Below are 23,948 nucleotides of genomic sequence, written 5' to 3'. Positions count from 1 at the left end.
GCGGGCCTGCGAGACGAAAGGCGCTCAAGGCGCACGGACCGCAAGACGAATGAGGCCACCGCGCTCGCGCGGTGGCCTCATCTTCGAACCCCCGGGGTTCTGTGCGGTTGTCAGCCGATCGGGATCGGGATCGTGAAGGAGAACGACGGCAGACTCGGTCGAGTCGGCGGCTTCGACGGCTGCGTCGACGTCGACGGCTTGCTGGACGACGTCGGCGGCTTCGTCGGGCTCGTCGTAGGCGAATCCGGATCGTCGGTGTCGGACGGCTCCCCCGGCTTCGTCGTGTCCGACGGATCGTCAGGACGGTCGGACGGGCTCGTCTGCACCGTCACCGTCGGCAGGTTCGGGACGCTCACCCGCAGGTCGTTGATCTGGTCACGGAGCTTCGACGCCATGTCCTTGTCGTTGACCGGACCCAGATCCGCCTCGGCTTTGCTGATCAGATCGCGAGCCTTGTCCTCATCGCCCGCACGGAACGCGGCTTCGGCGGCGCGAAGGTTGTCTTCGACGTTCACCCTGGCCTGCGTCTGTTCGGCCTGCTCGGAGAACACGACCTGCTTCACGGCCCAGAGCGGATCGCCGGGCTCAGCACCTTCGGACAGGACCATGAGACCTGCACCGAGGACCGCCATGATCGCGGCGGCGCCGGAGACGATCCGGAGGCGGCGCGACAGCGAGCCGCGTCCTTCCCGCACCTTCATGGCGTCGTCGATCTGCGCGAGGGTCGGCTCGGCGGGGATCGGCGCGCTCAACGCGTCCGACCGCCAGGCCGTGATCATCACGGCAAGGTCGTATTCGACGTCGTCGGCGACCGGCGTGGGCCGTCCTGCCGCAAGATCGTCGATGAACGTGTCGTCGCGTCCGACCGCTCCGACATCGATGGGGCCGGAATCAGCATCACGCGGTTCTCGCCAGTTGCTCATCGACGCCCACCTCCCTGATTCACTAGTTTCTTGAGTTTCGAGAGCGCACGGTGCTGTGCGACTCGGACGGCGCCCGGGCTGGAGTCGACCATGTCGGCCGTCTCCTCCGCGGACAGACCGACAACAAGTCGGAGTACCAGGATCTCTCGCTGCTTCTCGGGCAGATGCTCGAGAAGCAGACGCATCTGACGGCCGGCGTCCGCTTCGAGTGCGGACTGCTCGGGGCCGTTCGCGAAGTCGACGGTCTCGGGCAGCTCGTCGACGGGATCGGCCTTGATGCGAGATGCGGATCGCATCGCGTCGGCGACCTTGTGGGAGGCGATGCCGTAGACAAATGCCATGAACGGGCGACCCTGGTCTTGGTACCGGGGCAACGCGGTCATCACAGCCATCAACACCTCCTGAGCCACATCGTCAGCGGAGAACAAGTGCCGTTCACCGGCACCCATCCGTCCCCGGCAGTAGCGCAGAACTGGTTCACGCACACTCTCGAGGACTGAGCTCAGCGCATCGCGGTCGCCGTTGGCGGCCGCCTGGACCGCCTGGCCCAACGCATCACCTGTCAGTTTCATCGTCCATCGAGTCTCGAAGTGTTACGGATTGGCAAAGGCGAGTTCTCCAGAGCATTCGGGTGCGACGACGTGCCGCGGCATCGGAGATCCACCGGTTCACTGTATCGATCCGACACCACCGTTCATGCACCCGTTGCAAATGACATGCCGAGGAATGACATCGATGTGAGGAGATCCGACGCACGCCGCGAGGCGCCGACGTCAACTGGGTCGATGCCGGCCAGCATCGTGGCGGCCGCCCACTGAAGTGGGAGCAGTTTCCCATCTACGCAGCGCTTTTCGACATCGTGCGCGCGGGCGACGGCAGAGTCGAGCCTGCCGTTCGCAGAGTCGACGGCGGCGCCGATCAGGTCGGTTTTGATGCGATGGCGCGGCGACGGCGAGTCCGCAGCCAGTTCGTCCGCTCGTGTCGCCCAAACAGACGACGCAGGGATGTCTCCCGAGTACAGGGCGTGTTCGGTTCGGACCCACGCATGCCGGAGCGTCACTCGCGGGATCGTGATCCAATTCACATCGCCGGTCGTCGGGATCGACCCCAATTCGTCGCCGACGCGGCCGAGCAGACGATGCGACGCCTCGAACGCGCCGATGCCCAGATTGTCCGCGGCGAGGCCGATGAGCCCGTCCAGCCACGCCGCCCTCGCCCACAGGTCGTCGCCGTCCGTGAAATGTGCACGCCTGAGCGGACACGCGGCCGTATGCGACGTCGTACGCGCTGTGGCGTGCACATTTCGCGAGACGACGGTCGCACATGCCCGGCCATCGTCCACCCGCGCGTCAGAGTGCCGGCCCGACTGCCTGACAAGAGATCCGCGCGTGGAGGATGCGAGGCTCTGCAGGATCGGCGACCGCGGATCGAGCGACGCTAGAACGGACCGCGCGTTGGCGGCACGGCCACCAGCGCCCAACGCAACCGCCCGCGCCCACTGATCCGCCCCCTCCGGGGCGCCCACCCCCAGATCGTCGACACCAAACGCCTCGCGCGCCCACCGCTCACCATCCAACCGCATCGAACCGCCTTCTAGAAGAGTTGTGTGCGCAGTGAAGGAATGCCGCGACATCCGATAATTAACTTCATGTAACAACGAGTGACAACATGGTGGATGGATTCCATCATCGGTAACCGTTCATTCGTTTGCAATTCACTTTGTCACACCCTGATGGACCGATGCATGCGCTTGGTCGAGGTTACCGATCCACCTTCACGCCCCTCATCACCAGCCCTAAAAGGCCAGGTAGCAGAGACGATATGTCCGATCGGCTGTGATCTGGACTGCATTTTCCATGGGTACGTGACAATCGCAGGCGAACCACCGTTTGTTCACCGAACGACGTCGAGAACGTGTCGAAAAGCCTGCGAATCGGGGTTTGACTCACTTTTCATCAACCCCCTACCGTTGCTGGCAGATGCAGAATGCGTCGCACGAGAATCACGTCAGGGAGAGAAGATTGATCACCACGCTCGACCGCCTGCCTGGACCCAATTCCGATTTCTGGGATTGGCAGATGAACGGCAGCTGCCGCGGACTCGACTCCTCTGTGTTCTTCCATCCCGAAGGCGAACGAGGCCAGGCACGCACTCAGCGCGAACGCCGGGCCAAGCAGGTCTGCGGTGCATGCCCCGTCCTCAACCAGTGCCGATCACACGCCCTCAGCGTCGACGAACCGTACGGCATCTGGGGCGGCATGACGGAGTCTGAGCGCAACCTTCTCCGCCGCCGCTCGCCCCGCCGCCTCGCCGGCTAGCAGGCCACAGACAAAGAACGCCCCGACCGGAATCCGGTCGGGGCGTTCTGCTGCGTCGGGAAGGCTGTATCAGCCGACCACTGCGAGGATGTCGCGTGCAGAGAGGATGAGGTACTCCTCGCCTGCGTACTTGACCTCGGTGCCGCCGTACTTGCTGTAGATAACGACGTCGCCCTCGGCGACGTCGACGGGGACGCGGTTGCCGGCTTCGGTGACCCGACCCGGGCCAACTGCGATGACCTTGCCCTCAGACGGCTTCTCCTTAGCCGAATCCGGGATGACCAGACCGGAAGCGGTGGTCGTCTCGGCCTCAACGGCCTGCACCAGGATCTTGTCCTCTAGCGGCTTGATGTTCACGCTCGCCACGATGTCATTCCTTCTCTTCGTGTTACCGAATAACGTTCGCGGCTCTTTGTATCGGTGCACACGTCCGCGTCGTCGCGGGTGCCGTGGACGGTGCACCAGAGCCATCTAGCACTCTACCCATGGGAGTGCTAAACCATCAAGGTCGGGCGGGAGTTTCGCTCACAGCTTGCTGATCTGGACGCTCATTCCGGGATCGGTGGCCACGGTCAACGGCGACGCAGGCGCTCCGCCCCCGATGACGTGCGCGCCGAGGGTCGCGACCATGACGCCGTTGTCGGTGCACAGGCGAGGCTTCGGGACACGGAGTTCGATCCCCGCGGCGGCGGTCCGTTCGTCGGCCAGCGAGCGGATCCTCGAGTTGGCCGTCGCACCGCCACCGAGCACCAGCGTCGAGACGTCGCGTTCGCGACATGCGCGGATGGCTTTCGCCGTGAGCACATCGGCGACCGCTTCCTGGAACGACGCGGCGACATCCGGAATCGACACCGTTCGCCCCGAACGCACCTCACCTTCGACGTACCGGGCGACCGCAGTCTTCAGGCCGCTGAACGAGAAGTCGTACGGCGCGTCGCGCGGACCGGTGAGGCCGCGCGGAAACTTGATCGCCGTCGGGTCGCCCTCTCGCGCCGCCTCGTCGAGCGCCGGGCCGCCGGGGTATCCGAGGTCGAGCAGACGCGCAACCTTGTCGAACGCCTCCCCCGCCGCGTCGTCGACGGTGGTGCCCATCTCGACGAGCGGCTGATCGAGGCTGTCTATGCCGAGGAGATGAGTGTGCCCACCAGAGACGAGCAGCGCCACCGACGACGGCATGGGGCCGTGCTCGAGGGTGTCGACCGCGACGTGTCCACCGAGATGATTGACCGCGTAGAGCGGCACGTCCCAGGCGAGTGCATACGCCTTGGCCGCGGCGACGCCGACGAGCAGCGCACCGGCCAGGCCGGGGCCGATCGTCACTGCGATCGCGTCCGGACGGTCGATCTCCGCCGCCTCACGCGCACGCGTCATCGTCGGGACCATCGCCTGCAGGTGAGCGCGCGACGCGACCTCCGGCACCACTCCGCCGTAGCGGGCGTGTTCGTCGACGCTGGACGCGACCTCGTCGGCGAGGAGAGTGGCGGTCTCGCCGTCCCATGAGACGACACCGACGCCGGTCTCGTCGCACGAACTCTCGATGCCCATCACGATCACGGGCGTTCCTCCTGGTCAGATGTGCCGCAGGCGGGCCGCACCATGGTGAAGGCGTCGGCACCGGACGGCTGATAGTAGTTGCGTCGGGTTCCGACGACGCGGAATCCGCTGCGTTCGTACAGGTCGATGGCGGGCCGGTTGTCGGTGCGGACCTCGAGGAAGGTCGGCGCCGACTCCGCGTCGGCCACCGCCAGCATCGTCTCCAGCAGCGCCAAGCCGTAGCGAGATCCACGATGGACCGGATCGACGGCGATCGTGTGGATCTCGCATTCCCGGCCGTCCGCGGGACCGAGCACACTGATGCCCGCGTATCCGGCGACCGGTTCTCCCGCCGCGGTCCGCGCCGCGAAGTATCGGTTGTGCGGCGCGCGCAGTTCGGCGACGAAGCCGCTCAGCGGCCACGGTGACTCATCGGCGAAGATCTCGGCCTCCAACTCCGCACATCGCGGCAGGTCTTCCTCGGTCAGGGCGTCGATGACGGGCAGGTCACTCACCGCCGGTCACCGGCAACAACGACTTCCGGCGCTGATCCTTCAGTTCCACCGCGTCCGGACGGCGCAGGTAGAGGGGTTCGAGGGCGTGCGTGGCCTTTCGACTCGCCAGCTCGCTCAAGGAGCAGAGCTGGTCGGCCTCGCTCTTCGACTCGTCTTCTGCTCCTTGAGCGAGCTGGCGAGTAGAAAGGGCCGTCACGATACCTGCGGCCGTCGGGGCGATGAGCTCGCGAGAGTCGGTGTGATCGATGGTCTCGAGGAGACGTTGCGGCCCGACGATGGTGGCGCCGCCGGTCTCGAGTGCGGCGGGTGCGAGGACACCGGGCCCGTCGATCCGCTCGGCTCCGCGGTAGCGCGCCCAGTACACTTCGCGTCGGCGCGCATCGGTGACGACGAGCGTCTCGCCGTCGAGGGCGGCGTCGACGGCGATCCCGTCGAGGGAGCACACGCCGTGTACGGGAAGTCCGAGCGCGTCGGCGTACGCCGACGCAGTCGCCATACCGACGCGCAGCCCGGTGAACGGGCCCGGGCCCGCACCGACGACGACCGCGTCGAGGTCGCTTCCGGCAAGTCCTGCTTCGTCGAGCACCTCACGGATGAGGGTGGTCAGGATCTCGGCGTGCCGCCGGTTCTCGGTTATCGAGCGTTCGGCGAGCGTCGTGATCGTGTCGCCCGCGACGCTGACGACACCGGTCACCACCGCTTCGGTGGCCGTGTCGATCGCCAGCACTCTCACCGGATCGCCTGCAGTCGTCATGTGGTGCTCACCCACTCCCACACGGCGTGCCGTGTCTCGGTCTCGTCGTCGCGGCGCAGTCGCACCAGGAGATGTTCGTCGGCGAGACGCTCCGCGACGCCTTCACCCCATTCGACGACGACCACGCTGTCGGTCAGGTCGGTGTCGAGATCCAGTGCGTCGAGGTCGTCCAGGGTCGCCGTCCCGTTCGCGTCGGCCAGCCGATAGGCGTCGACATGCACCATTCCGGGCTGTCCGGTGGCACCTGGTGCGTGCTGTCGGGCGATGATGAACGTCGGCGACGACACGCGTCCGACAACTCCGAGTCCGGCGCCGATGCCTCGGGTCAGCGCGGTCTTGCCTGCACCGAGAGGTCCGTCGAGAATCACCAGGTCGCCCGCGCGGAGGCCGGCGGCCAGTTCTCGTCCGAGAGCTTCGGTGTCGGCGGTGTCGGGCAGGTCCCGGCGTCCCCCGAGCCGATGTCCCCCTGCATGGCGCTGCGCGCTCACGGCCGCGACCTGATCTCGTCGCGGCGTGCCGTGCGCCACGGCATCACCGGGCGGCCGAGCGCGACCCTTGAGCGGTTGACGAGATCCTCGATGCCGTCGGTGACAAGCTCCGGGTACTCCATAGGCAGCATGTGCCCGCAGCCCTCGGCGACGATCAACCGCGAATCCTGCCCGAGCTCTGAGTACATGGCCACCGAGTTCGCCAGCGGCGTGAGGCGATCGGCGTCGCCGCACATGACAACAGACGGGACCCGAGCGATCACCGGCAGCGCCGTCACTTCGTCGTGACTCTCGAGGACCTTGAGAAAGTTGACCATCGTCGCGATGTGCGTGTTCTGAATCATCGATTCGACGGCGCGACCTGCGGCTGGACTGTGATATTCCGGCCCGAAGCTCGCCGCCACCAGCACCGGCTCCACCACCCGGCGGGTGATGCCGCGGCCGGCCTGCACCGCGCGGGGAACGTACCGGACCGACAGGCCCAGCGCGTCGACGATCGGGTTGTTCAACCCTTCACCGAGGCCGGCCTCGGTGATGCCGCGCGCCGCGGTCGAGACGAGCCCGACACCGGCGATCCGTCCGCCGTGACCGAACAGCCTCGGGTGCCGCCGAGCGAGGGACATGATCGACATGCCGCCCATCGAATGGCCGACGAGAACAACCGGTCCGGTGGTCGCCATGGTTCGGATGACGGCTGCGAGATCGTCGCCGAGCTGCGCCATCGTGGAGGTCTCCGCCGCCGACAGATCGCTGGCGCCGTGCCCGCGCTGGTCGTAGAACACCATCTTGATGCGGCGGTCGGACCACCGCTGCGCGAGCGCGTACCGCTGGAAGTGCCACGAGGCCATCCGCAGGGTGAAGCCGTGGACGAAGATCACGGTGAGCTCTGGTGTGGAGGTCCGGCCCCACGGCTGCCCGTCGTCCGTGTCCGGGCCGGTCACGAACGACCGAACAGCAAGGGCCACTCCGTCGTCCGCGGTGACGGTCGACGACTCGTCGCGGTAGATCTGCTTGAAGTCGATGTGCTCGTTCGGGTCGACGCCGCCGATCACTTTCCGTGTCCGACGTCGCCGCATCACACCGCCCGCAGCCTCTGCTCCGAGGGAGCCGACCTGGGTCAGCCCGGACCGCCACGCGGGCGTCCGCTTGGCGGTCTTGGGTTTCCGCTTGAAGACCTTTCGCTGCGCCATGTCAGCCCTCCTGAGGTTGTCCGAACGGCCCGCCGACATAGCGGCGTTCCGGTCGCGAGCCGATGCGCGAGACGATCTCATAGTCGATGGTGCCGAGGGCGTCAGCCCAGTCCGTAGCGGTGGGAACCCGTTCGCCCGGTGCCGCAGACGCCGGACCGAAGAGCACTGCGCGGTCGCCTTCGGCGACGCCTCCGCCGTCCGGGCCGAGGTCGACCACGAACTGGTCCATGCAGATCCGGCCGACGTTCGGGAACAGTCGGTCCCCGATGTGCACCTGCAGGCGGCCGGACAGCGAACGCGGCACACCGTCGGCGTAGCCTGCCGGAATCACTCCGAGGACGGTGCCGGCCGGCGCATGCCAGGTGTGGCTGTACGACACACCCTGGCCCTGTTGGGCCTTCTTGACCAGTGAGACCTGCGTTTCGAGGGTCATCGCGGGGACGAGACCAAAATCGCCCATCGACGGGATCGGCGAGTAGCCGTAGACCGCGATGCCCGGTCGGACGAGGTCACGAGCCAGATCGGGTCGAGCCAGCGCTGCGGGCGAGTTCGCCATGTGCACGATCCTCGGTGGGGCTCCTCGGCGGGTGAGGTCGGCGACGGCGACGTCGAGCCGCTCGGCCTGTGCGTCGTTGAACGGGTTGTCGGGCTCGTCGCCGAATACGAGGTGGCACATGACGCCGCTCAGTTCCACCGCGCCCTCGGCGACGGCCGCCGCGACGGCGGACGCGGCGGCGTCCCATTCCTCGGCGGCGACGCCGCTGCGCGCCAAACCGGTGTCGACCTTGACGGTGACTGTGGCCGTCGTGCCGGCAGCACGTGCCGCGGCCACGACCGCGTCGAGTTGTCGGGGTGAACTGATGCCGATGTCGAGCCGGTCCGCGACGGCGCCTGCGAAGTCGGAGTCGGGCCGATGCAGCCACGCCATCACGTGACCGTCGACGCCGCCTGCGCGGAGTTCACGCGCCTCGCGGATGCTTGCGGTTCCGATGGCGGCGGCTCCGGCGGCCAATGCTGCTTTCGCGACGGGCACCGCACCGTGACCGTATCCGTCGGCCTTGACCACGGCGATCACCCCGGCGCCCGAGCGTTCGCCGAGTACCCCGACGTTGTGCGCGATGGCGTCGAGGTCGACGGTGGCGATCAGATTGGCGGTTGTCATCGAGTCCATTGTCGCAAACGCATGAGTTCACGCAGAGCCGGACGGACCGCCGCGGCCAGCTCCGACGCACCGATCGGCGCTCCCCCACTGGCGTGCGCCGCTGCACGAGCGTGAACACGTGCTCCGGCGACACCCGCGGCCCGCGGATCGACACCCGCGGCGAGGAGTGCGCCGATGATGCCTGCGAGAACGTCACCCGACCCGGCGGTCGCCGCCCACGACGAGCCCGCTTCGGTGCCTCCAGTGGTTCCATCTGGATCGGACACCAGTGTCGCCCGCCCCTTGAGCAGCACAGACGCATCCAGATCGGCGGCGAGACGACGTACCGCCGCGAGCCGATCGGTGGTGATGAGCTCGGCCGCGTCACTACCGGCGGCGGTCGCGATTCGGACGAACTCCCCTGCATGAGGGGTGAGAAGCGTGGGCGCCGTGCGCTCCCGAACGACGTCCCGAACGTGTTCGTGCGCAGCCAGGACCGTGAGTGCGTCGGCGTCGACAAGCACCGGCACGTCGTGATCGAGAACACGTTCCAGCAGTTCTATGCTGTGCGCGTCTGTGCCGTATCCGGGGCCCACAACCCATGCCTGGACACGTCCGGCGGCGCTGATGTCGGTCACCGCGACCGCTTCCGGTGTGCGCGCCAAGACCTCGTCCACTGCGGGCCCGACGTACCGGGTCATCCCCGAACTCGCCGCGATCGCAGCGCCGGTGCACAAGACGGCGGCACCCGGATACCTGGCCGACCCCGCGATCACTCCGACTACGCCCTGGCTGTACTTGTCGTCGTCCGGCCCGGGAAGCGGCCACAGATCTGCGACCTCCGCGTCACTCGGACTGGTCACCGCAGGCTCGTCCCACCCGCCGGATGGCGTGATGTTGATGTCGGCCACCACGATCCGGCCGCAGTTCGGTGCGGCGAGGAGATGCGCGATGCGGTGCACGCCGAACGTCACGGACACGTCGGCTTTCACCGAGGGCTCTCCGGCGACGCCGGTGTCGGCGTCGATGCCGGACGGCAGGTCGACCGCGACGATCGGAATGTGACGCGCCGCCAGGTCGGCGACCAGTCCGGCAGCGGGTTCACGCAGCGGACCGCGGCCCCCGAGCCCAACCACCGCGTCGACTGCGAGATGAACCTGTTCCGGCAGATGTTCGACGACTCGGCCGCCGACACTGAGGAAGTCGGCGAGACCCGCGTCATGGACTCGGCTCGACGTGCGAATCGCCAGTACCCGAACACCCCGCGCACGCAGGTGACGCGCGGCGTACAACGCGTCGCCGCCGTTGTCTCCCGCGCCGACGAGCAGGACCACGGTCCGCCCGTACACGGCGCCCGTCCTCAGCCGGAGCTCGGCGAGGATCGTCGACGCGACAGCGTGAGCAGCCCGCGCCATCAGGGCGCCGTCGGCCCATCCGGCCGTGGCCTGCTCGGCTGATCTGATGTCGTCAGACCTGTAGTAGGCGATCACGGCGGAGACGCCCTATTCGACGGTGACCGACTTGGCGAGGTTACGCGGCTTGTCGACGTCGTACCCGCGCGCCTGCGCGACAGTCGCCGCGAACACCTGCAGCGGGACCGTCGAGACGAGCGGCTGCAGCAGCGTCGGCGTCGGCGGGATCGGGATCAGGTGATCGGCGACGGCGGCGGCGGCGGTGTCGTCGGGTTCGGCGATGACGATCGTCGTCGCACCGCGCGCCTGGATCTCCCGGATGTTGCTGACCATCTTCGAATGCAGCAGCGCCCGGCCGGTGGGCGACGGCATCACGATGATCACCGGCAGACCGTCCTCGATGAGAGCGATCGGGCCGTGCTTGAGCTCGCCTGCCGCGAAGCCCTCGGCGTGGATGTAGGCGAGTTCCTTGAGCTTGAGCGCACCCTCGAGGGCCACCGGGTATCCGACATGGCGGCCGAGGAACAGGACGGTGTCGGACGATGCGAACGAACGCGCCAGGTCACGCACCGGTTCCATCTGCTCGAGCACTTTCTCGACAGCCGCCGGGATCTGCTCGAGCGCCTCGAATTCGCGAACCACTTCGTCCTGGTACTTGGTGCCGACAGCCTGTGCGAGCGCAAGGCCGACCATGTAGGCGGCGGCGATCTGCGCGAGGAAGCACTTGGTCGATGCGACACCGATCTCCGGACCCGCATGGGTGTACAGGACGGCGTCGGACTCACGTGGGATCTGTGCACCGTTGGTGTTGCAGATCGCGAGAACGCGCGCCTTCTGGTCCTTGGCGTGGCGCACGGCTTCGAGGGTGTCGGCGGTCTCGCCGGACTGGCTGATGGCGACCACCAGCGTCGACCGGTCGAGCACCGGGTCGCGGTAGCGGAACTCGCTCGCCAGTTCCACCTCGACGGGCAGACGGGTCCAGTGCTCGATGGCGTACTTCGCGATCATGCCCGCGTGGTACGCGGTGCCGCATGCGACGACGAACACCTTGTCCACGTCGCGGAGGTCCTGATCGGAGAGCCGCTGCTCGTCGAGCACGATGCGACCGTTCTGCAGGTGTCCGAGGAGGGTGTCCGAGAGCGCTGCGGGCTGCTCGGCGATCTCCTTGAGCATGAAGTAGTCGTAGCCGCCCTTCTCGGCGGCGGCGAGGTCCCAGTCGATGTGGAACGGGGTGCCGCCGGTGACGTTTCCGTCGAAGTCGGTGACGGCATAGCTGTCGGCGGTGATCACCACGACCTCGTCCTGGCCGAGTTCAACGGCCTCGCGGGTGTGCTCGATGAATGCGGTCACATCGGACGCGAGGAACATCTCGCCGTCGCCGACACCGACCACGAGCGGGGTGGATCGGCGTGCGGCGACGATCGTGTCCGGGTGATCGGAATGGGTGAAGACCAGCGTGAACGCACCTTCGAGGCGGCGCAGCGTCGAGTAGGCGGCCGCCACGAAGTCGCCTGCGTGCTCACCCGAGTTGTACTCGCGTTCGAGCAGGTGGACGGCGGTCTCGGTGTCGGTGTCGGAGGAGAACTCGATGCCGGAGTCTTCGAGTTCGGCGCGCAGCGGCGCGTAGTTCTCGATGATGCCGTTGTGGACGACGGCGAGTTTGCCGTCGTGGCTCACGTGCGGGTGCGCGTTGCGGTCGGTCGGCTGGCCGTGCGTGGCCCACCGGGTGTGGCCCATGCCGGTCGTGCCGGTGAGCGCGTCGGGTCCCACCTCGGCGATCTGCTTGTCGAGATTCTCGAGGCGACCGGCCTTCTTCTCGACCGTCAGGCCGCCTTCACCGTCGAGGATGGCAACACCTGCGGAGTCGTATCCGCGGTACTCCATGCGCCTCAGGGCGTCGACGACGATGTCCAGCGCGGGACGCGAGCCCACGTATCCAACGATTCCGCACATAGTCGTTAAGACTACCGGCTACTTGCGTGGCGGCTTTGCACCGAGGAGCTGTGAGAGGTGGTCGAGTTCGGCGGGTTCGGTGTCGGCGACAGGCGTCGCGATCGCGTCTCCCGTGGTGGCCTCGGGATCGGAGAACGCCGCGTAGCGGTCGTCGCCGGTGAGCGTATGCAGGAGGTATCCGGCGAGTTGGGCACGGACCGGGCGGTGGGTGGCTTTGTCTGCGCCGTTGACGCCGATGAACGACTTGAGGCTGCGACGTTCGAGAAGGCCCCGATTGTCCGCTCCGGGGATCGTGCGGAACACCACATCGCCGCCCAGTGCGTCCGCGACGGCGAGAGCGTTGCTGGTCATCGAGTCGAGTTGCCCGCCTGCAGCGAGGACCAGCGACGCCGCCGTGACCGTCGAAGCAGTCGACAGCAGGTCGGAGGTGGTCGGCGACGGGAACACCGCGGCGAGGCCGCGCAATCGGATCGGCGGGCGTCCGAGGAGCACGGTGTCCGATGCCGCACGAATCGCAGCAGCGGCACCGAAGCCGTGACCTGCGACGCCGACCCGGTCGGGGTCGACGGTCACGCTGCCGTCACCCAGCTGCACGCTCTGCAGCACGGTCACCGCGGCGCGGAGATCAGTGGCCAGCTCGACGTCGGACGCGAACACACCTGTCTCACTGTCGGGTGCGGCGACAACGATGCCCCACGACGCGAGGTGGAACGCGAGGTCCCGGTAGCGACTGCTGGCGGCGAGCCAGTCGTGTGCAAAAGCGACGGCCGGCAGCTTCCGGCCGGTGCGCGGCGCGAAGATCTGCCCACTCATACCGACGATGCCCAGGTCGCCACGGTCCACCTTATGGGGTCCGCGTCGTGCGAGTTCCGTCATCAGCTTGTCGGGCGGCGGCGCCGCCTTCTTCTTACCGGCCACGTGCCTAGCCTAGTCAGGCCTGCGAACAGCGGGCGCGAGAAGCCTCGGGAGCGGCGCGTCGGGATCCGCCGCCCGGGCCCTGTCGGACCTCTGTGTCGCGGCAGTTCGGCTCCGCATCCGGTACTGGTGTTCTGCGGCGTCGAACTCAGCGGCGGCTCTTCGGCGGGCCTCCTCGACGAGGTCCGGAGTGGTCATCGGTCACCAGCCAGGACCAGTTCCCCGGACGAGGCGGTGAGTGCGGCGATATCAACGAGTGCGGCGGAAGCCACCCGTCCGGCCGCGTTCGCATACTCCATTCGCGCGATCAGTTCGGTGCGGACGTCGTCGGACGACGCCGTTCCCGGCACCACGACTGCCGGATCGGACACTATCGTCATCACGCGGCGGTAGCGGATCAGGACGTCGTCGATCGTGGTGACTGCGCTCGCCAACTCGTCCGCGCACATGCCGAGGTCGGCGACGGCGGCGGCCACTCGCCCGGTCGTGGTCTGCGCGACGGCGTCCGCCGCGCGGCCCCCGCTCCCCAGCCAGTCGTCGCCGAGCGTTCCTCCCACCGATCGGACCGCTCCGGTGCCCAAGCGGGTCACAACCGCGCGGAGGCGCGCCGCATCTGCCGCGAGTGCGGCGGCGTCGAAGGCCACCACGTCGTGGTGCGGCGCGCGGACGGTCGCTTCGTCGAAGGTGATCACGCCGAGCCTGCTTCCCGCGTCGAGGACGGAGACGAAGTCGTCGATCGTCATCGTCGACCGGCCAGTGCCTCGGCGGCCATCTCGTCGGCGGCCGACAGTTCCACGACCTGCCGTCGGAGCCCCGCCGTGAACGCGCCGACATCGGACGCCGCGCAGTCGAGTCGATCGGCGATGTCGGCGATCCGTCCGGCCAGCGGGTTCTCCCGACCGTCCCGCCACCATTCGCCGAAGCCTCCGGCCTTCAGCTCGGCGACGCAGTCGGCCGCTGCGTCGACCACGGCCGCCTGCCTCGAGGCCCGCGACTGCAGTGCGTCGACGTCCACTCGCACGTCTGACGAATTGTTACCCTTCATACTCGTTAGACGCACGGGACCTGTGCCCAGTTCCGCGACACGCCGACGGCTGCCCGCCGAGCTCAGACGGCGACCCGCCAAATGCGCCACCACTACAGCCGGCAGCTGAGCGACACGACTGAAACGTCCCCCGGAGGCGGCTCCGAGGGCTATTTGCCGTCGGACGCCCGCGTGGGGGACGTTCTCAGTCAGTTGTTGATCAGACGGCGGCGACCACCGCGGCGACACGTTCGGCGATGCCGCGGGCGTCGTCGGCCGTGCCCGCTTCGACCATCACCCGGACGAGCTGCTCGGTTCCGGAGGGCCGCAGCAGGATGCGGCCGGACCCGTCGAGTTCGGCTTCGGCGACGCGGACTGCGTCCTGCACGGTGTCGGCGACGGCGACGGCATGTTTGTCGCTGACGGGGACGTTGATGAGTTCCTGCGGGAGGACCGTCACGACCGCTGCGAGATCCGCGAGGCGGGTACCCGTGGACGCGACTCGTCCGGCGAGCATGAGTCCGGTGAGGACTCCGTCGCCGGTGGTTCCTGCGGCGGGAATCACGATGTGGCCCGACTGTTCACCGCCGAGAGCGTAACCGCCGCTGCGAAGCTCTTCGAGGACGTAGCGGTCACCGACTCCGGTCACCTTCACGTCGATCCCGGCTTCGCGCATCGCGATGTGGAGTCCCAGGTTGCTCATGACGGTGGCGACCAGCACGTTGTCGGTGAGCTCACCGCGTTCGTGCATGTCGATCGCGAGGATGGCCATGATCATGTCGCCGTCGACGACGGCGCCGGTGGAGTCGACGGCGAGGCAGCGGTCGGCGTCTCCGTCGTGAGCCAGGCCCAGATCGGCTCCGTGTTCGAGGACGGCGGCCTGCAGCACGTCCAGATGCGTGGATCCGCAGCCGTCGTTGATGTTGAGGCCGTCGGGATCGGAGTGGATCGGGATGACGGTGGCGCCCGCCGCCTCATAGGCGTGGGGCCCCACGGTCGATGCGGCACCGTTGGCGCCGTCGACGACGATCGTCAGGCCGTCGAGTCGCGCGTCCACGGACGCCGCGAGATGACGCAGGTAGCGCTCCTCGGCGTCGGGTGCGTCACGGAGACGTCCGACGTCGGCGCCGGTGGGTCGCTCGGCGGGCGCGTCCATCGCGGCTTCGATGGCGTCTTCGACATCGTCGGCCAGCTTGTGTCCGCCCGCTCCGAAGAACTTGATGCCGTTGTCGGGCATGGGATTGTGCGACGCGGAGATCATCACGCCGAAGTCGGCGCCGTAGTCCGCCGTCAGGAACGCGACCGCAGGGGTCGGCACCACGCCGACTCGGATCGCGTCTGCTCCGGCGGCGGCGAGGCCCGCACAGAGTGCGGCCTCCAGCAGTTCGCCGGATGCTCGGGGGTCTCGACCGACCACAACTCGCGGCCGGACTCGGGCCACATCGTCGCGTCGGGAGTTCGCATGTGCACCGAGAACAGAAACGGCGGCCGAGGCCAGGCGCAACGCCAGCTCGGGAGTGAGCTGGTCGTTGGCCCGGCCTCGGACGCCGTCGGTGCCGAAAAGGCGTGCCACAGAAGCGATCAGCGCTTGCTGTACTGCGAAGCCTTACGAGCCTTCTTGAGGCCGTACTTCTTGCGCTCGACCGCACGCGCGTCGCGAGTGAGGAAGCCGGCCTTCTTCAGTGCCGGACGGTCCTCGGGGCTGACCTCGATGAGGCCGCGAGCGATGGCCAGACGCAGAGCGCCTGCCTGTCCCGACGGGCCGCCGCCGACCAGCTTGGCGTGCACGTCGAATGCCTCGACGCGCTCGGTGATGACCAGCGGAGCCTTGATCAGCTGCTGGTGCACCTTGTTCGGGAAGTAGTCCTCGAGGGTGCGGCCGTTGAGCGTGAACTCACCGGTGCCTGCGACCAGACGGACGCGGACGATGGCTTCCTTGCGGCGGCCGACGGTCTGGATCGGGTGATCGAGCACCACGGGACCGCGGGTCGGCGCGGCCTCGGCTGCGACGTCCTCGGTCGATTCGGTGGTGTACGAGCCGTCTTCCAAGACGACCTCTTCGTCAGCGACGACCTCGATGTTCTCGTTCTCGTTGGTCACTGGGACACCTGCTTGATCTCGAAGGGGACGGGCTGCTGAGCCGTGTGCGGGTGGTTCGGGCCTGCGTAGACCTTCAGCTTCGAGGCGATCTGATCGCCGAGCTTGTTCTTGGGGAGCATGCCCTTGACGGCCTTCTCCACGAGACGGTCCGGGCGGGTCGCGAGGACCTCGCCGACAGTGCGCGACTTCAGACCACCGGGGTGACCCGAGTGGTGGTACAGACGCTTGTCGGTGAGCTTGTTGCCGCTGACGGCGACCTTCTCGGCGTTGATGATGACGACGTAGTCGCCACCGTCGACGTGCGGTGCGTAGGTCGGCTTGTGCTTGCCGCGGAGCAGATTCGCGGTCTGCACGGCCAGACGGCCGAGCACGACGTCGGAGGCGTCGATGATGTGCCACGTACGTGTCACGTCACCAGCCTTAGGGCTGTAAGTACCCACAGTAGTCCTCATTCGGGTTGCTTCTTTGCTGGTCAGCGGTCCTTGCGAGCAGACTCCCGGCGACCAGTGGGGACCCGGGTGCTCGATGCTCAAGGCACCGAGGATCCAGGGTACGCGGGCGGACCTTCGCAGGTCAAAACGTGCGAGCAGTCAGGGGAAGGCGAGGTCGACGCGGATGATCACGTCGTCGGCGACCTTCAGTGCACCCATCATTGCGGAGTACGGCTTCACGCCGAAGTCGGTCTGCCGGACCGTGGTCTCGCCCGTCACTCGGCGATCGGCGCCCTCGCCGGTAGGCGCGACGGTGACGGTGTGCGGCTTCGAGGTGCCGAGAATCGTCAGCGTTCCGGCGAGGCGGTATCCCTCGCCGTCGGCGACGATGTCGGACGCGTCGAACACGATCTCATCGTGCTTGTCGGCCTTCAACGCCTTCACCGCGTTGGCGCGCGCGACGAGCCGCTCCGGCGCCGACATCGGCGTGAGGCCGCCCTCCCCCGAGCGGACTTCGAGCGACGGCGTCCTCACCACAACCCGCACGTGGGACGGTTCGACACCGTCGACGGTCGCCGACCAGTCGGTGAAGCCGATGATCAGCCGGTGACCGGTGCGGGCGGCTTTGCCCGCCACTCCGGTGTGAAGCGTCACGTCGCCGTTGTCTGGGCCGAAGTGCAGGGTGCTCATGGGCCCAGCCTACGGACCTCAGCGCAGAGTGCGGACCGCCTCCGCGCAGGGATCGTCGATCGAATCGTCACCCGTCCCGGTCTGGCAACCGATGCTGACCTGCGTGTTCCGGTCGACGTGGACGTACCAGGCGATCGGCGGACCGGAGGCGGGAGTCTCCCGGTATGCGATGACCCGCTTACCTGCGAATGACGCGTCGGCGGTGAACTCGCGGATCACATCGTCACCACGCTGTGCGAGTCGGTTCCGCATGCTGACCGCGACCGACGCCCGCGTCGACCCGGCCCGCAGCGGAGTGACGACAACGATGATCCGACGGCCGTCATCGGAATCGGCGAACACGGCTCGCTCTCCCTCTCCGTCGACGGGGCGGTCGTCGGGCAGTCCGGTCCGCCGCCAGTCGCCCGGTACGTCGACTGTCGCCGCGCCGACCTGTTCAACACGCACGGCTTGGGCCCGCGCGGGCTGTCCGCGGGTCGCCACCCACCCCGAACCCACCGCTACAAGGGCAGCCGCGACCACGACGGCCAGTCGTCGACGGCGGCGCGGCACAGGTTCCGGCGGCGGACGGAGCGCTGCGTCGATCGTGGACCTGACAGGCCTGCGCACGCCGCCGAATTGCACGACGAGGTCTCGGTCGACACGGACGGTTCCACCTGCCGGGCTCGGCAGCAGTCGTGAAGCCGCATCGACCTGCGTCTCGTCGGCTCCGTCGATGAGCACGATATCCGCACTCTCGATCAGGTCATGCCATGCTTTGCCGACGCCGGCGGGCAGGTCCACGAGACCCGTCTCGATCGTCCACTCCCCTGCGCTGCGTCGGATCATGTGGACCGACCAGTGGCCGCCGGTGTCCGGCAGCAGCGTCGTCTCCACGACGGCGCAGCGGGTGACCGTCGCATCCGCGTGACTCCGCGCGACGGCCACTGCCCGCGGAACTCCGTCCGCCGCGCCGACGGATCGGATGAGCGCGGCAGTCCGACGTCGACCCCACGTGGTGGGATGAACCACGGTGACATCTGCACCGACTGACACGACGTGCCGCACACCGCAGTCGACGCCCTCCAACAACTCCGCGACCGCGGGTTCGCCCTCGCCGTACGCGAGGTCGACGATCCGGCTCACGACGGCGCCACCACCTGCACCGTGTCCGCTTGTCTGCTCCGTGAGACGTACTCACCCCGCCCGACGCCGAACCGCTGCATACGGTGACGTCCGACGATGTATCCCTCGTCGGGGTCTCCCGCCATCATGAAGACGTCGCACGACAGGTCCCGCATCCGGTTGATGAACGGGTCGAACAACGCCCGCCCGACACCGCCGGACCGACGGGCCAGGATCACTCGGAGACCGATGTCGCGGGCGTGCCCCAACAGATCGGCGAGCGGCGCGAGCGGGTTGCCCGATGCCGTTGCGACGAGGTCGTAGTCGTCGATCACCAGGTAGACGTCGGGTCCGCTCCACCAGCTCCGCTCCCGGAGTTGATCGGCGGTGACGTCGTCACCGGGCAGACGACCGGCGAGGTGCGCGGCGAGTTCGACCATCATCGGCCCGGCGGTCTGCAGGGAGCTGGCGTAGCCGCCGAGGTGGTCGTCGTCGACGGCGCTGAGCAGCGATCGCCGGAAGTCCACGAGCACAACCTTCGCCTGCACCGGACTGGCCGCCGCGACGATGCCGTCGATCAGGACGCGCAGCGTCGCCGTCTTTCCGCATTCGGCGTCGCCGAAGACGAGCAGGTGCGGTTCGCGGGCGAAGTCGACGACGTACGGCTGGAGATCCGATTCGCCAACGCCGAGCGCGACTTGGCCTGTGACCAGACCGTCGGGGACGGTGAACTCACCTGGCGTCAGATGAGCGGTGAGGGTGCGGACGGCGGGCGCGGGTTCGCCGTCGGTGACGCCGACGATGCTGGGGAGCGCGATCAACATGTGGAGGCCGTCTGCGGTGACGCCTCGGCCGGGTTTGCCGGTCGGCACTCTCGCGGCCGCGCGCCGGTCCATCTCAGAGTCGAGCGCGTCACCGAGCTTCAGCTCTATGCGGGTTCCGATCAGGTCTTTCACCGCGGGTCTGATCTCGGCCCACCGTCCGGCCGTGACAACAACGTGCACACCGTACGAGAGACCGCGGGCGACGAGGTCGGCTATCTGGTCGTCCAACTCGTCGAACTCGTTGCGGAGCACGCCGTACCCGTCGATGACCAGGAACACGTCGCCGTACCGGTCATCGGGGTGGTCTCCCGACGCGCATCGCTCGCGGTACTCGGTCATCGAGTCGATTCCGGCGTCGGCGAACGTGATCTCCCGCTCGGTTCGCACGCCCATCACTTCGGAGACCGTCCGCCGGACGGCGTCTCGCCGGTTGCGCGGCGCCACGCCGCCGACATGAGGGAGGTCGGCCAGCGCCGCGAGCCCACCACCGCCGAAGTCGAGACAGTAGAACGTCGTCCGGCTCGGGGAATGCCCACGAGCGAGGGAGCAGATCAGGGTGCGCAGCGCCGTCGACTTGCCCGACTGAGGTCCGCCGACGATCGCGACGTGCCCTGCCCCGCGTGAGAGGTCCACACGCAGCGGGTCTCGGCGCTGGTCGTACGGGCGGTCGACGACGCCGATCGACGCGGTCAGCATCTCGTGCGGGACCGGCGGCACGTCATCGAGGCTCACTGAGGACTCCAACGGCGGGAGCCACACTCGATGCGGATCGGAGCCGTGCCCGGCGATCCGACCGACCAGCGTCTCGAGGACACTCGGGCCGTCGACGTCCTCGACGGCCGCCTCGTCGACCTCCGGAAGCGCGACGACGGTGTCGGCACGAAAGACCGTCACCGAGTTGTCCGAGTGGGCCGTCGAGTCGATCGCCTCCACGGGCGGTCGGTACACCCCCGACACATACGACGTGCGGAATCGGATGGGGGTCGCCGAATCACATTTGAGGTAGGCCGCCCCCGGCTCGCTTGGCAGGTGATAAGCGTCGGGTACGCCGAGCACCGTGCGGGATTCGCTGGCGGAGAACGTCTTCAGCCCTATCCGGTACGACAGGTGGCTGTCGAGGCCGCGGAGCCGCCCCTCCTCCAGACGCTGTGAGGCGAGGAGGAGGTGAATGTGCAACGATCGCCCGAGCCGACCGATCGCGACGAACAGTTCGGCGAAGTCGGGCTTCTGTGCGAGGAGCTCGGAGAACTCGTCGACCACCACGACGAGTGCGGGCAACGGAGGCAGATCCGCACCGCCGAGCCGTGCCCTCTCGTACTCGGTGACGTTGGCGAAGTTCCCCGCCGCTCGAAGGAGTTCTTGTCGGCGGTGCAGTTCGCCGGAGAGTGCGTCGGCCATCCGGTCGACGAGTTCGAGTTCGGCTTCGAGGTTCGTGATCACGGCGGCGACGTGCTGGGAGTCGAGGCCGAGGAACGTCGCGCCGCCCTTGAAATCAACGAGCACCAGATTGAGTTCGTCCGGCGAGTGGGTTGCGATGAGGCCGAGAACCAGCGTCCTGAGCAGCTCGGACTTTCCACTTCCAGTTGCACCGACGCACAGGCCGTGCGGCCCCATTCCGCCGTGGGCGCTCTCCTTGAGGTCGAGGTGAACCGGCTCTCCGGTGGCGGTGTGGCCGATCGGCACACGAAGTCTGGCCGAGCCACGACGACCGACCCACTCCGATTCAGGGGCGAAGGCTCCGGCGTCTGCAACACCGAGCAGGTCGGGCAGCCCCCTGTCGACGGCGGACGAGGTGAGGTCCAGATCGGCGAGCGGGCCGAACTGCGCGGGCCAGTATCTGGCGAGGCGACGCGCGATCGCTTCGCTGGTGACCACGTCACGGGCGTCGGCGACGGCGAACTCTTCTGATCCCGCCTCCGTGCGTGCGCTGAGTCGGCCCCCGTCGACCTGCAGGACGAGCCCTCTCCGCGATGCGATCGAATCGGCCGTCGAACCGAGTTCAACAACGGTCACCCCGTCGAGCCCCGCCCCGGACGACAGCTCCTCGTCACCGGTGACCTCCCCGCCACCGAGGACGACAACCAGGTGCCTGACCGTCGTGTCCGGCTCGGTCCGCGAGAACCTCACCCGGGCCGCGAGCACGTCTCCCAGATCCGATTCGAGATCCGCGAGCGATCGATAGACCATTCGAGTCGCGCCGAGGCCGTCCTGCCTCTCCTGGTGGCCGACATGGGGCAGCCACTTGCACCAGTCCCACTCCGGCGCGACCGGATCGTCGACGACGATCGCGATGCCGAGATGGTCCGGCCCGTGCTGGACGGCGAGGACACAGGTCATCGATCTGACCAGCGCATTCACTTCGTCGTGAGGCCCGCTGAGACTGATCGCGGGGAATCCGCGGAGGGCGATCGCCGTCGGCATGTCGGGTACTGACGACCGAGCCTGGACGAATCGTCGCAGAGCCACCGCCGACACCGGTTCGACGTCCTCGGCGGGTGCGGACTCCGGTGGCTGCAGTCCACCTGCGAGCCGGTGAACCCCGAGTCCGACGCGGACGTCGACGAAGTCGGAGTCGGTGGGGCGGCGTTCCCACATCCGGTCCGATCCGATCAACGACGCGACGGCCCGCGGGTCGGGGTGATTCCACTCCGCTTCGGCCCGCTGCGCCCGCATCACCGAGTCGGCCCGTCCCCGTACCTGCGTGAGATGCCGCAGGTAGTCCTTGCGGTCCTCGTTCACCTCGGCCGCCCGTGCTGGACCACCTCGGCCGCCCGACGCGACCATCCCGACCATCGACATCAGCATCATCAGCGGAAACATCAGGAACAGGGGGTTCGCGAACGCCGTGCGTCCGCCGGTGACGGCCATCATCGAGATCATGCCGATCACAGCTACTACCATCACCGCAGGTAGAAGGCGCAGGAACAAGCTCTGTGGGACGGCCCGGGCGAGTTCTGGCGGCGACGCGATCTGTAGGTCGCTCGCCGGGACCGTCGGCGGGGCGGTCCGCGGGCGACGACGATGACCGATCGTCGACGACCACTCGTCGATATTCGCAGTTGGCATGATTCCCCCGAATCCCCCACCGTGACGATGTCGGGATGGTTATGTCGACATCGTCCTCACCTCGCGGCGATGGACTCGGTTGTATCAGAACCTCGGGGGAGGGTTACGGTAAATGACCGTTGTGACTGGACTGGTGCGGATTTCAGTGGTCGGGGGACGCACTCAGGTGGACCTCGCGGTTCCGTCGAGCATGCCGTTGGCATCGTTGATGCCGGACGTCCTCATGCTCCTGCACGTCGACGACCCACCCGCGGAGGCCCCCGGAACAGGCACCGCGTGTTGGACGTTGGCCCGCATCGGCGGCGCGGTGTTGAATCCGTCGGAGTCGTTGCGCGACAGCGGCGTCCACGACGGCGAGATACTGATGTTGACCGACGATCCGCCTGGCGGGGCGCGCCCGGTGACCGACGATGTCGTGGCGGGCGTCGCCGCATTGATCAGCGACGAAAGGCCCCCGTGGACTGCGGGTTCAGCCAGGTGGACGGCATACGCCGTGGCGGTGATCGCCGCCTGCGGCGCGGCTGCGGCGGGATCGGTCGCGGCCCTCCGCGGTGACACGTCCACTCCCCTGCTGATCGCGAGCGTCGCGACCGCATTCCTGCTCGTCGCGGCGTTGACGGGCGACCGACTCGGCACGGATCCGCGCACATCTGCGACGTTCTCACTCGCAGCGTGCCTTCTGGCCGCGAGCGCGGGTGCCGCCGTCGGAACCACCGGAGGCTCCAGAGTGGCCGCTGCGGGCCTCGCCGCCGCCACGGTCGCCGTGATCGGCTGCCGCGGGACGGGCTCGCTGCTCGCAGCGCACACCGCGATCGCGACCGCGGGACTGTCGACGGCGGCCGTCGGAGCACTGTTCGCGGCGTGGGCCGCACCCGTTTCGTCGATCGCCGCCGTCGGCGCGGCACTCGGCGTCACCACCGTGATGATCGCGGGTCGCATCGCGATCGCGGCCGCGCACCTCCCGCTTCCACCGGTGCCGTCCTCACCGCCGCCGATCGGCGACCCGGCCGAGGAACGATCCGCTGTCGACGGCGTCGAGGCATTGGGCCCCGATCGGTCCGACCCGCTGGGCGCGATCGCCGACATCGCGCTGGGCGACCTCGACTCATTGGCCGCCAGGGCGGCTGCCGCGTCGTCGTACCTGACCGGAATCATCGCGGGGGCGACGCTCACCACGGTCGGGTGCACGCTTGTCGCGGCAACCGAACCGAGCCGCGCGGTGTTCGCGTTCTGGGCGGTCATCACGCTGGTCCTGGCCGCAAGGGGACGGGTGCACTCCGACCACACTCAATCCGCGACGCTGATCGGCGGCGCGGCGGCATGTGCGATCGGTGTCCCGCTGGTCCAGACCCTGCTGACCGGCGACGCGGCGTCGGCCGTCACCGCGATGCTCGCGGCACTCGGTGTCGGAATCGTGGCACTGGTGGCGGGCACGGTGGCGGCGAACCGCGAGTTCACGCCGCTGCAGGTGCGGGTCGCAGAGATCGGTCAGTACCTGGTCCTAGCGCTGGTGCTGCCGATTCTGCTGTGGGTGCTCGACGCATATCGCCTGATCCGAGAGCTGTGA

At 68.1% G+C, this 23,948-nt stretch carries 23 protein-coding genes; 2 read left to right on the top strand and 21 right to left on the bottom strand.

Features of this window, described 5'->3' with window-relative positions; all coding sequences use genetic code 11:
• Positions 1 to 110 precede the first annotated feature (110 nt).
• The 3 genes from JVX90_RS03960 to JVX90_RS03950 form a co-directional block, all read right to left on the bottom strand.
• A complete protein-coding gene (locus tag JVX90_RS03960; protein WP_205331146.1) occupies positions 111 to 923 on the bottom strand; it encodes an anti-sigma-D factor RsdA in 813 nt (270 codons plus the stop codon).
• The gene (locus JVX90_RS03955) at positions 920 to 1,495 is read right to left on the bottom strand and encodes a sigma-70 family RNA polymerase sigma factor (RefSeq protein ID WP_205331145.1); all 576 of its coding nucleotides are present in this window, start codon (positions 1,493 to 1,495) and stop codon (positions 920 to 922) included. The genes JVX90_RS03960 and JVX90_RS03955 overlap by 4 nt, the downstream gene beginning before the upstream one ends.
• Before the next feature lie 122 nt (positions 1,496 to 1,617).
• The gene (locus JVX90_RS03950; RefSeq protein WP_240194048.1) at positions 1,618 to 2,505 is read right to left on the bottom strand and encodes a hypothetical protein; all 888 of its coding nucleotides are present in this window, start codon (positions 2,503 to 2,505) and stop codon (positions 1,618 to 1,620) included.
• A 496-nt stretch (positions 2,506 to 3,001) separates the two neighbouring features.
• Between JVX90_RS03950 and JVX90_RS03945 the strand changes: the two genes are divergently transcribed.
• Entirely contained in the window at positions 3,002 to 3,241 is a 240-nt protein-coding gene (locus tag JVX90_RS03945; RefSeq protein ID WP_052005413.1) for a WhiB family transcriptional regulator, read from the top strand.
• Between the two features lie 69 nt (positions 3,242 to 3,310).
• Here JVX90_RS03945 and groES read toward each other — a convergent pair whose 3' ends face one another.
• The 18 genes from groES to eccCa form a co-directional block, all read right to left on the bottom strand.
• Positions 3,311 to 3,607, bottom strand: coding sequence for a co-chaperone GroES (groES, locus tag JVX90_RS03940; RefSeq protein ID WP_008379778.1), 297 nt, complete (start codon positions 3,605 to 3,607; stop codon positions 3,311 to 3,313).
• A 159-nt stretch (positions 3,608 to 3,766) separates the two neighbouring features.
• The gene (tsaD, locus tag JVX90_RS03935; RefSeq protein ID WP_205331144.1) at positions 3,767 to 4,795 is read right to left on the bottom strand and encodes a tRNA (adenosine(37)-N6)-threonylcarbamoyltransferase complex transferase subunit TsaD; all 1,029 of its coding nucleotides are present in this window, start codon (positions 4,793 to 4,795) and stop codon (positions 3,767 to 3,769) included.
• Complete coding sequence (gene rimI / locus JVX90_RS03930; RefSeq protein WP_205331143.1) at positions 4,792 to 5,289, bottom strand: ribosomal protein S18-alanine N-acetyltransferase; 498 nt, start codon at positions 5,287 to 5,289, stop codon at positions 4,792 to 4,794. Before rimI ends, tsaD begins: the two co-directional genes overlap by 4 nt.
• Positions 5,282 to 6,043, bottom strand: coding sequence for a tRNA (adenosine(37)-N6)-threonylcarbamoyltransferase complex dimerization subunit type 1 TsaB (gene tsaB / locus JVX90_RS03925; RefSeq protein WP_205331142.1), 762 nt, complete (start codon positions 6,041 to 6,043; stop codon positions 5,282 to 5,284). Before tsaB ends, rimI begins: the two co-directional genes overlap by 8 nt.
• On the bottom strand, positions 6,040 to 6,531 hold the full coding sequence (tsaE, locus tag JVX90_RS03920) for a tRNA (adenosine(37)-N6)-threonylcarbamoyltransferase complex ATPase subunit type 1 TsaE (protein WP_205331141.1): 492 nt from the start codon (positions 6,529 to 6,531) through the stop codon (positions 6,040 to 6,042). Before tsaE ends, tsaB begins: the two co-directional genes overlap by 4 nt.
• Positions 6,528 to 7,721 carry an alpha/beta hydrolase gene (locus tag JVX90_RS03915; RefSeq protein WP_205331140.1) on the bottom strand — a complete coding sequence of 398 codons (1,194 nt, stop codon included), beginning with the start codon at positions 7,719 to 7,721 and terminating at the stop codon, positions 6,528 to 6,530. The genes tsaE and JVX90_RS03915 overlap by 4 nt, the downstream gene beginning before the upstream one ends.
• 1 nt (position 7,722) lies before the next feature.
• A complete protein-coding gene (alr, locus tag JVX90_RS03910; protein WP_205331139.1) occupies positions 7,723 to 8,883 on the bottom strand; it encodes an alanine racemase in 1,161 nt (386 codons plus the stop codon).
• Positions 8,880 to 10,352: an NAD(P)H-hydrate epimerase gene (locus tag JVX90_RS03905; protein WP_205331138.1), complete on the bottom strand. Its 1,473-nt coding sequence runs from the start codon at positions 10,350 to 10,352 to the stop codon at positions 8,880 to 8,882. The genes alr and JVX90_RS03905 overlap by 4 nt, the downstream gene beginning before the upstream one ends.
• Positions 10,353 to 10,364: 12 nt before the next feature.
• Positions 10,365 to 12,227, bottom strand: coding sequence for a glutamine--fructose-6-phosphate transaminase (isomerizing) (gene glmS, locus JVX90_RS03900; RefSeq protein WP_205331137.1), 1,863 nt, complete (start codon positions 12,225 to 12,227; stop codon positions 10,365 to 10,367).
• A gap of 18 nt (positions 12,228 to 12,245) precedes the next feature.
• Complete coding sequence (locus JVX90_RS03895) at positions 12,246 to 13,145, bottom strand: alpha/beta hydrolase (RefSeq protein ID WP_205331136.1); 900 nt, start codon at positions 13,143 to 13,145, stop codon at positions 12,246 to 12,248.
• Between the two features lie 191 nt (positions 13,146 to 13,336).
• Complete coding sequence (locus JVX90_RS03890; RefSeq protein ID WP_205331135.1) at positions 13,337 to 13,885, bottom strand: hypothetical protein; 549 nt, start codon at positions 13,883 to 13,885, stop codon at positions 13,337 to 13,339.
• Positions 13,882 to 14,187, bottom strand: coding sequence for a hypothetical protein (locus JVX90_RS03885; protein ID WP_205331134.1), 306 nt, complete (start codon positions 14,185 to 14,187; stop codon positions 13,882 to 13,884). Before JVX90_RS03885 ends, JVX90_RS03890 begins: the two co-directional genes overlap by 4 nt.
• Before the next feature lie 199 nt (positions 14,188 to 14,386).
• On the bottom strand, positions 14,387 to 15,739 hold the full coding sequence (glmM, locus tag JVX90_RS03880) for a phosphoglucosamine mutase (protein WP_205331133.1): 1,353 nt from the start codon (positions 15,737 to 15,739) through the stop codon (positions 14,387 to 14,389).
• Between the two features lie 8 nt (positions 15,740 to 15,747).
• Positions 15,748 to 16,266: a 30S ribosomal protein S9 gene (gene rpsI, locus JVX90_RS03875; protein WP_008379756.1), complete on the bottom strand. Its 519-nt coding sequence runs from the start codon at positions 16,264 to 16,266 to the stop codon at positions 15,748 to 15,750.
• Entirely contained in the window at positions 16,263 to 16,706 is a 444-nt protein-coding gene (rplM, locus tag JVX90_RS03870; protein ID WP_205331132.1) for a 50S ribosomal protein L13, read from the bottom strand. The genes rpsI and rplM overlap by 4 nt, the downstream gene beginning before the upstream one ends.
• 150 nt (positions 16,707 to 16,856) lie before the next feature.
• Positions 16,857 to 17,387 (bottom strand): YceI family protein, encoded by a 531-nt coding sequence (locus JVX90_RS03865; RefSeq protein ID WP_205331131.1) that lies wholly within the window; start codon positions 17,385 to 17,387, stop codon positions 16,857 to 16,859.
• 18 nt (positions 17,388 to 17,405) lie between these two features.
• Positions 17,406 to 18,512 carry a type VII secretion-associated protein gene (locus JVX90_RS03860; RefSeq protein WP_205331130.1) on the bottom strand — a complete coding sequence of 369 codons (1,107 nt, stop codon included), beginning with the start codon at positions 18,510 to 18,512 and terminating at the stop codon, positions 17,406 to 17,408.
• A complete protein-coding gene (gene eccCa / locus JVX90_RS03855; protein WP_205331129.1) occupies positions 18,509 to 22,381 on the bottom strand; it encodes a type VII secretion protein EccCa in 3,873 nt (1,290 codons plus the stop codon). Before eccCa ends, JVX90_RS03860 begins: the two co-directional genes overlap by 4 nt.
• Before the next feature lie 112 nt (positions 22,382 to 22,493).
• Between eccCa and eccD the strand changes: the two genes are divergently transcribed.
• Positions 22,494 to 23,948, top strand: coding sequence for a type VII secretion integral membrane protein EccD (eccD, locus tag JVX90_RS03850; RefSeq protein WP_205331128.1), 1,455 nt, complete (start codon positions 22,494 to 22,496; stop codon positions 23,946 to 23,948).

The sequence above is a fragment of the Gordonia sp. PDNC005 genome (assembly GCF_016919385.1).
Lineage (GTDB): Bacteria > Actinomycetota > Actinomycetes > Mycobacteriales > Mycobacteriaceae > Gordonia.
Note: the sequence above shows the minus strand (reverse complement) of the source record. Positions and strands in the feature narration are given on the sequence as shown.

Excerpts from the sequence above, each read along its gene's own strand:
- JVX90_RS03865 (WP_205331131.1), bottom strand. The coding sequence starts at position 17,387 with ATGAGCACCCTGCACTTCGGCCCAGACAACGGCGACGTGACGCTTCAC.
- JVX90_RS03955 (WP_205331145.1), bottom strand. The coding sequence starts at position 1,495 with ATGAAACTGACAGGTGATGCGTTGGGCCAGGCGGTCCAGGCGGCCGCC.
- JVX90_RS03945 (WP_052005413.1), top strand. The coding sequence starts at position 3,002 with ATGAACGGCAGCTGCCGCGGACTCGACTCCTCTGTGTTCTTCCATCCC.
- glmS (WP_205331137.1), bottom strand. The coding sequence starts at position 12,227 with ATGTGCGGAATCGTTGGATACGTGGGCTCGCGTCCCGCGCTGGACATC.
- JVX90_RS03950 (WP_240194048.1), bottom strand. The coding sequence starts at position 2,505 with ATGCGGTTGGATGGTGAGCGGTGGGCGCGCGAGGCGTTTGGTGTCGAC.
- eccCa (WP_205331129.1), bottom strand. The coding sequence starts at position 22,381 with ATGCCAACTGCGAATATCGACGAGTGGTCGTCGACGATCGGTCATCGT.
- JVX90_RS03960 (WP_205331146.1), bottom strand. The coding sequence starts at position 923 with ATGAGCAACTGGCGAGAACCGCGTGATGCTGATTCCGGCCCCATCGAT.
- eccD (WP_205331128.1), top strand. The coding sequence starts at position 22,494 with ATGACCGTTGTGACTGGACTGGTGCGGATTTCAGTGGTCGGGGGACGC.
- tsaB (WP_205331142.1), bottom strand. The coding sequence starts at position 6,043 with ATGACGACTGCAGGCGATCCGGTGAGAGTGCTGGCGATCGACACGGCC.
- JVX90_RS03890 (WP_205331135.1), bottom strand. The coding sequence starts at position 13,885 with ATGACGATCGACGACTTCGTCTCCGTCCTCGACGCGGGAAGCAGGCTC.
- JVX90_RS03915 (WP_205331140.1), bottom strand. The coding sequence starts at position 7,721 with ATGGCGCAGCGAAAGGTCTTCAAGCGGAAACCCAAGACCGCCAAGCGG.
- JVX90_RS03885 (WP_205331134.1), bottom strand. The coding sequence starts at position 14,187 with ATGAAGGGTAACAATTCGTCAGACGTGCGAGTGGACGTCGACGCACTG.
- alr (WP_205331139.1), bottom strand. The coding sequence starts at position 8,883 with ATGACAACCGCCAATCTGATCGCCACCGTCGACCTCGACGCCATCGCG.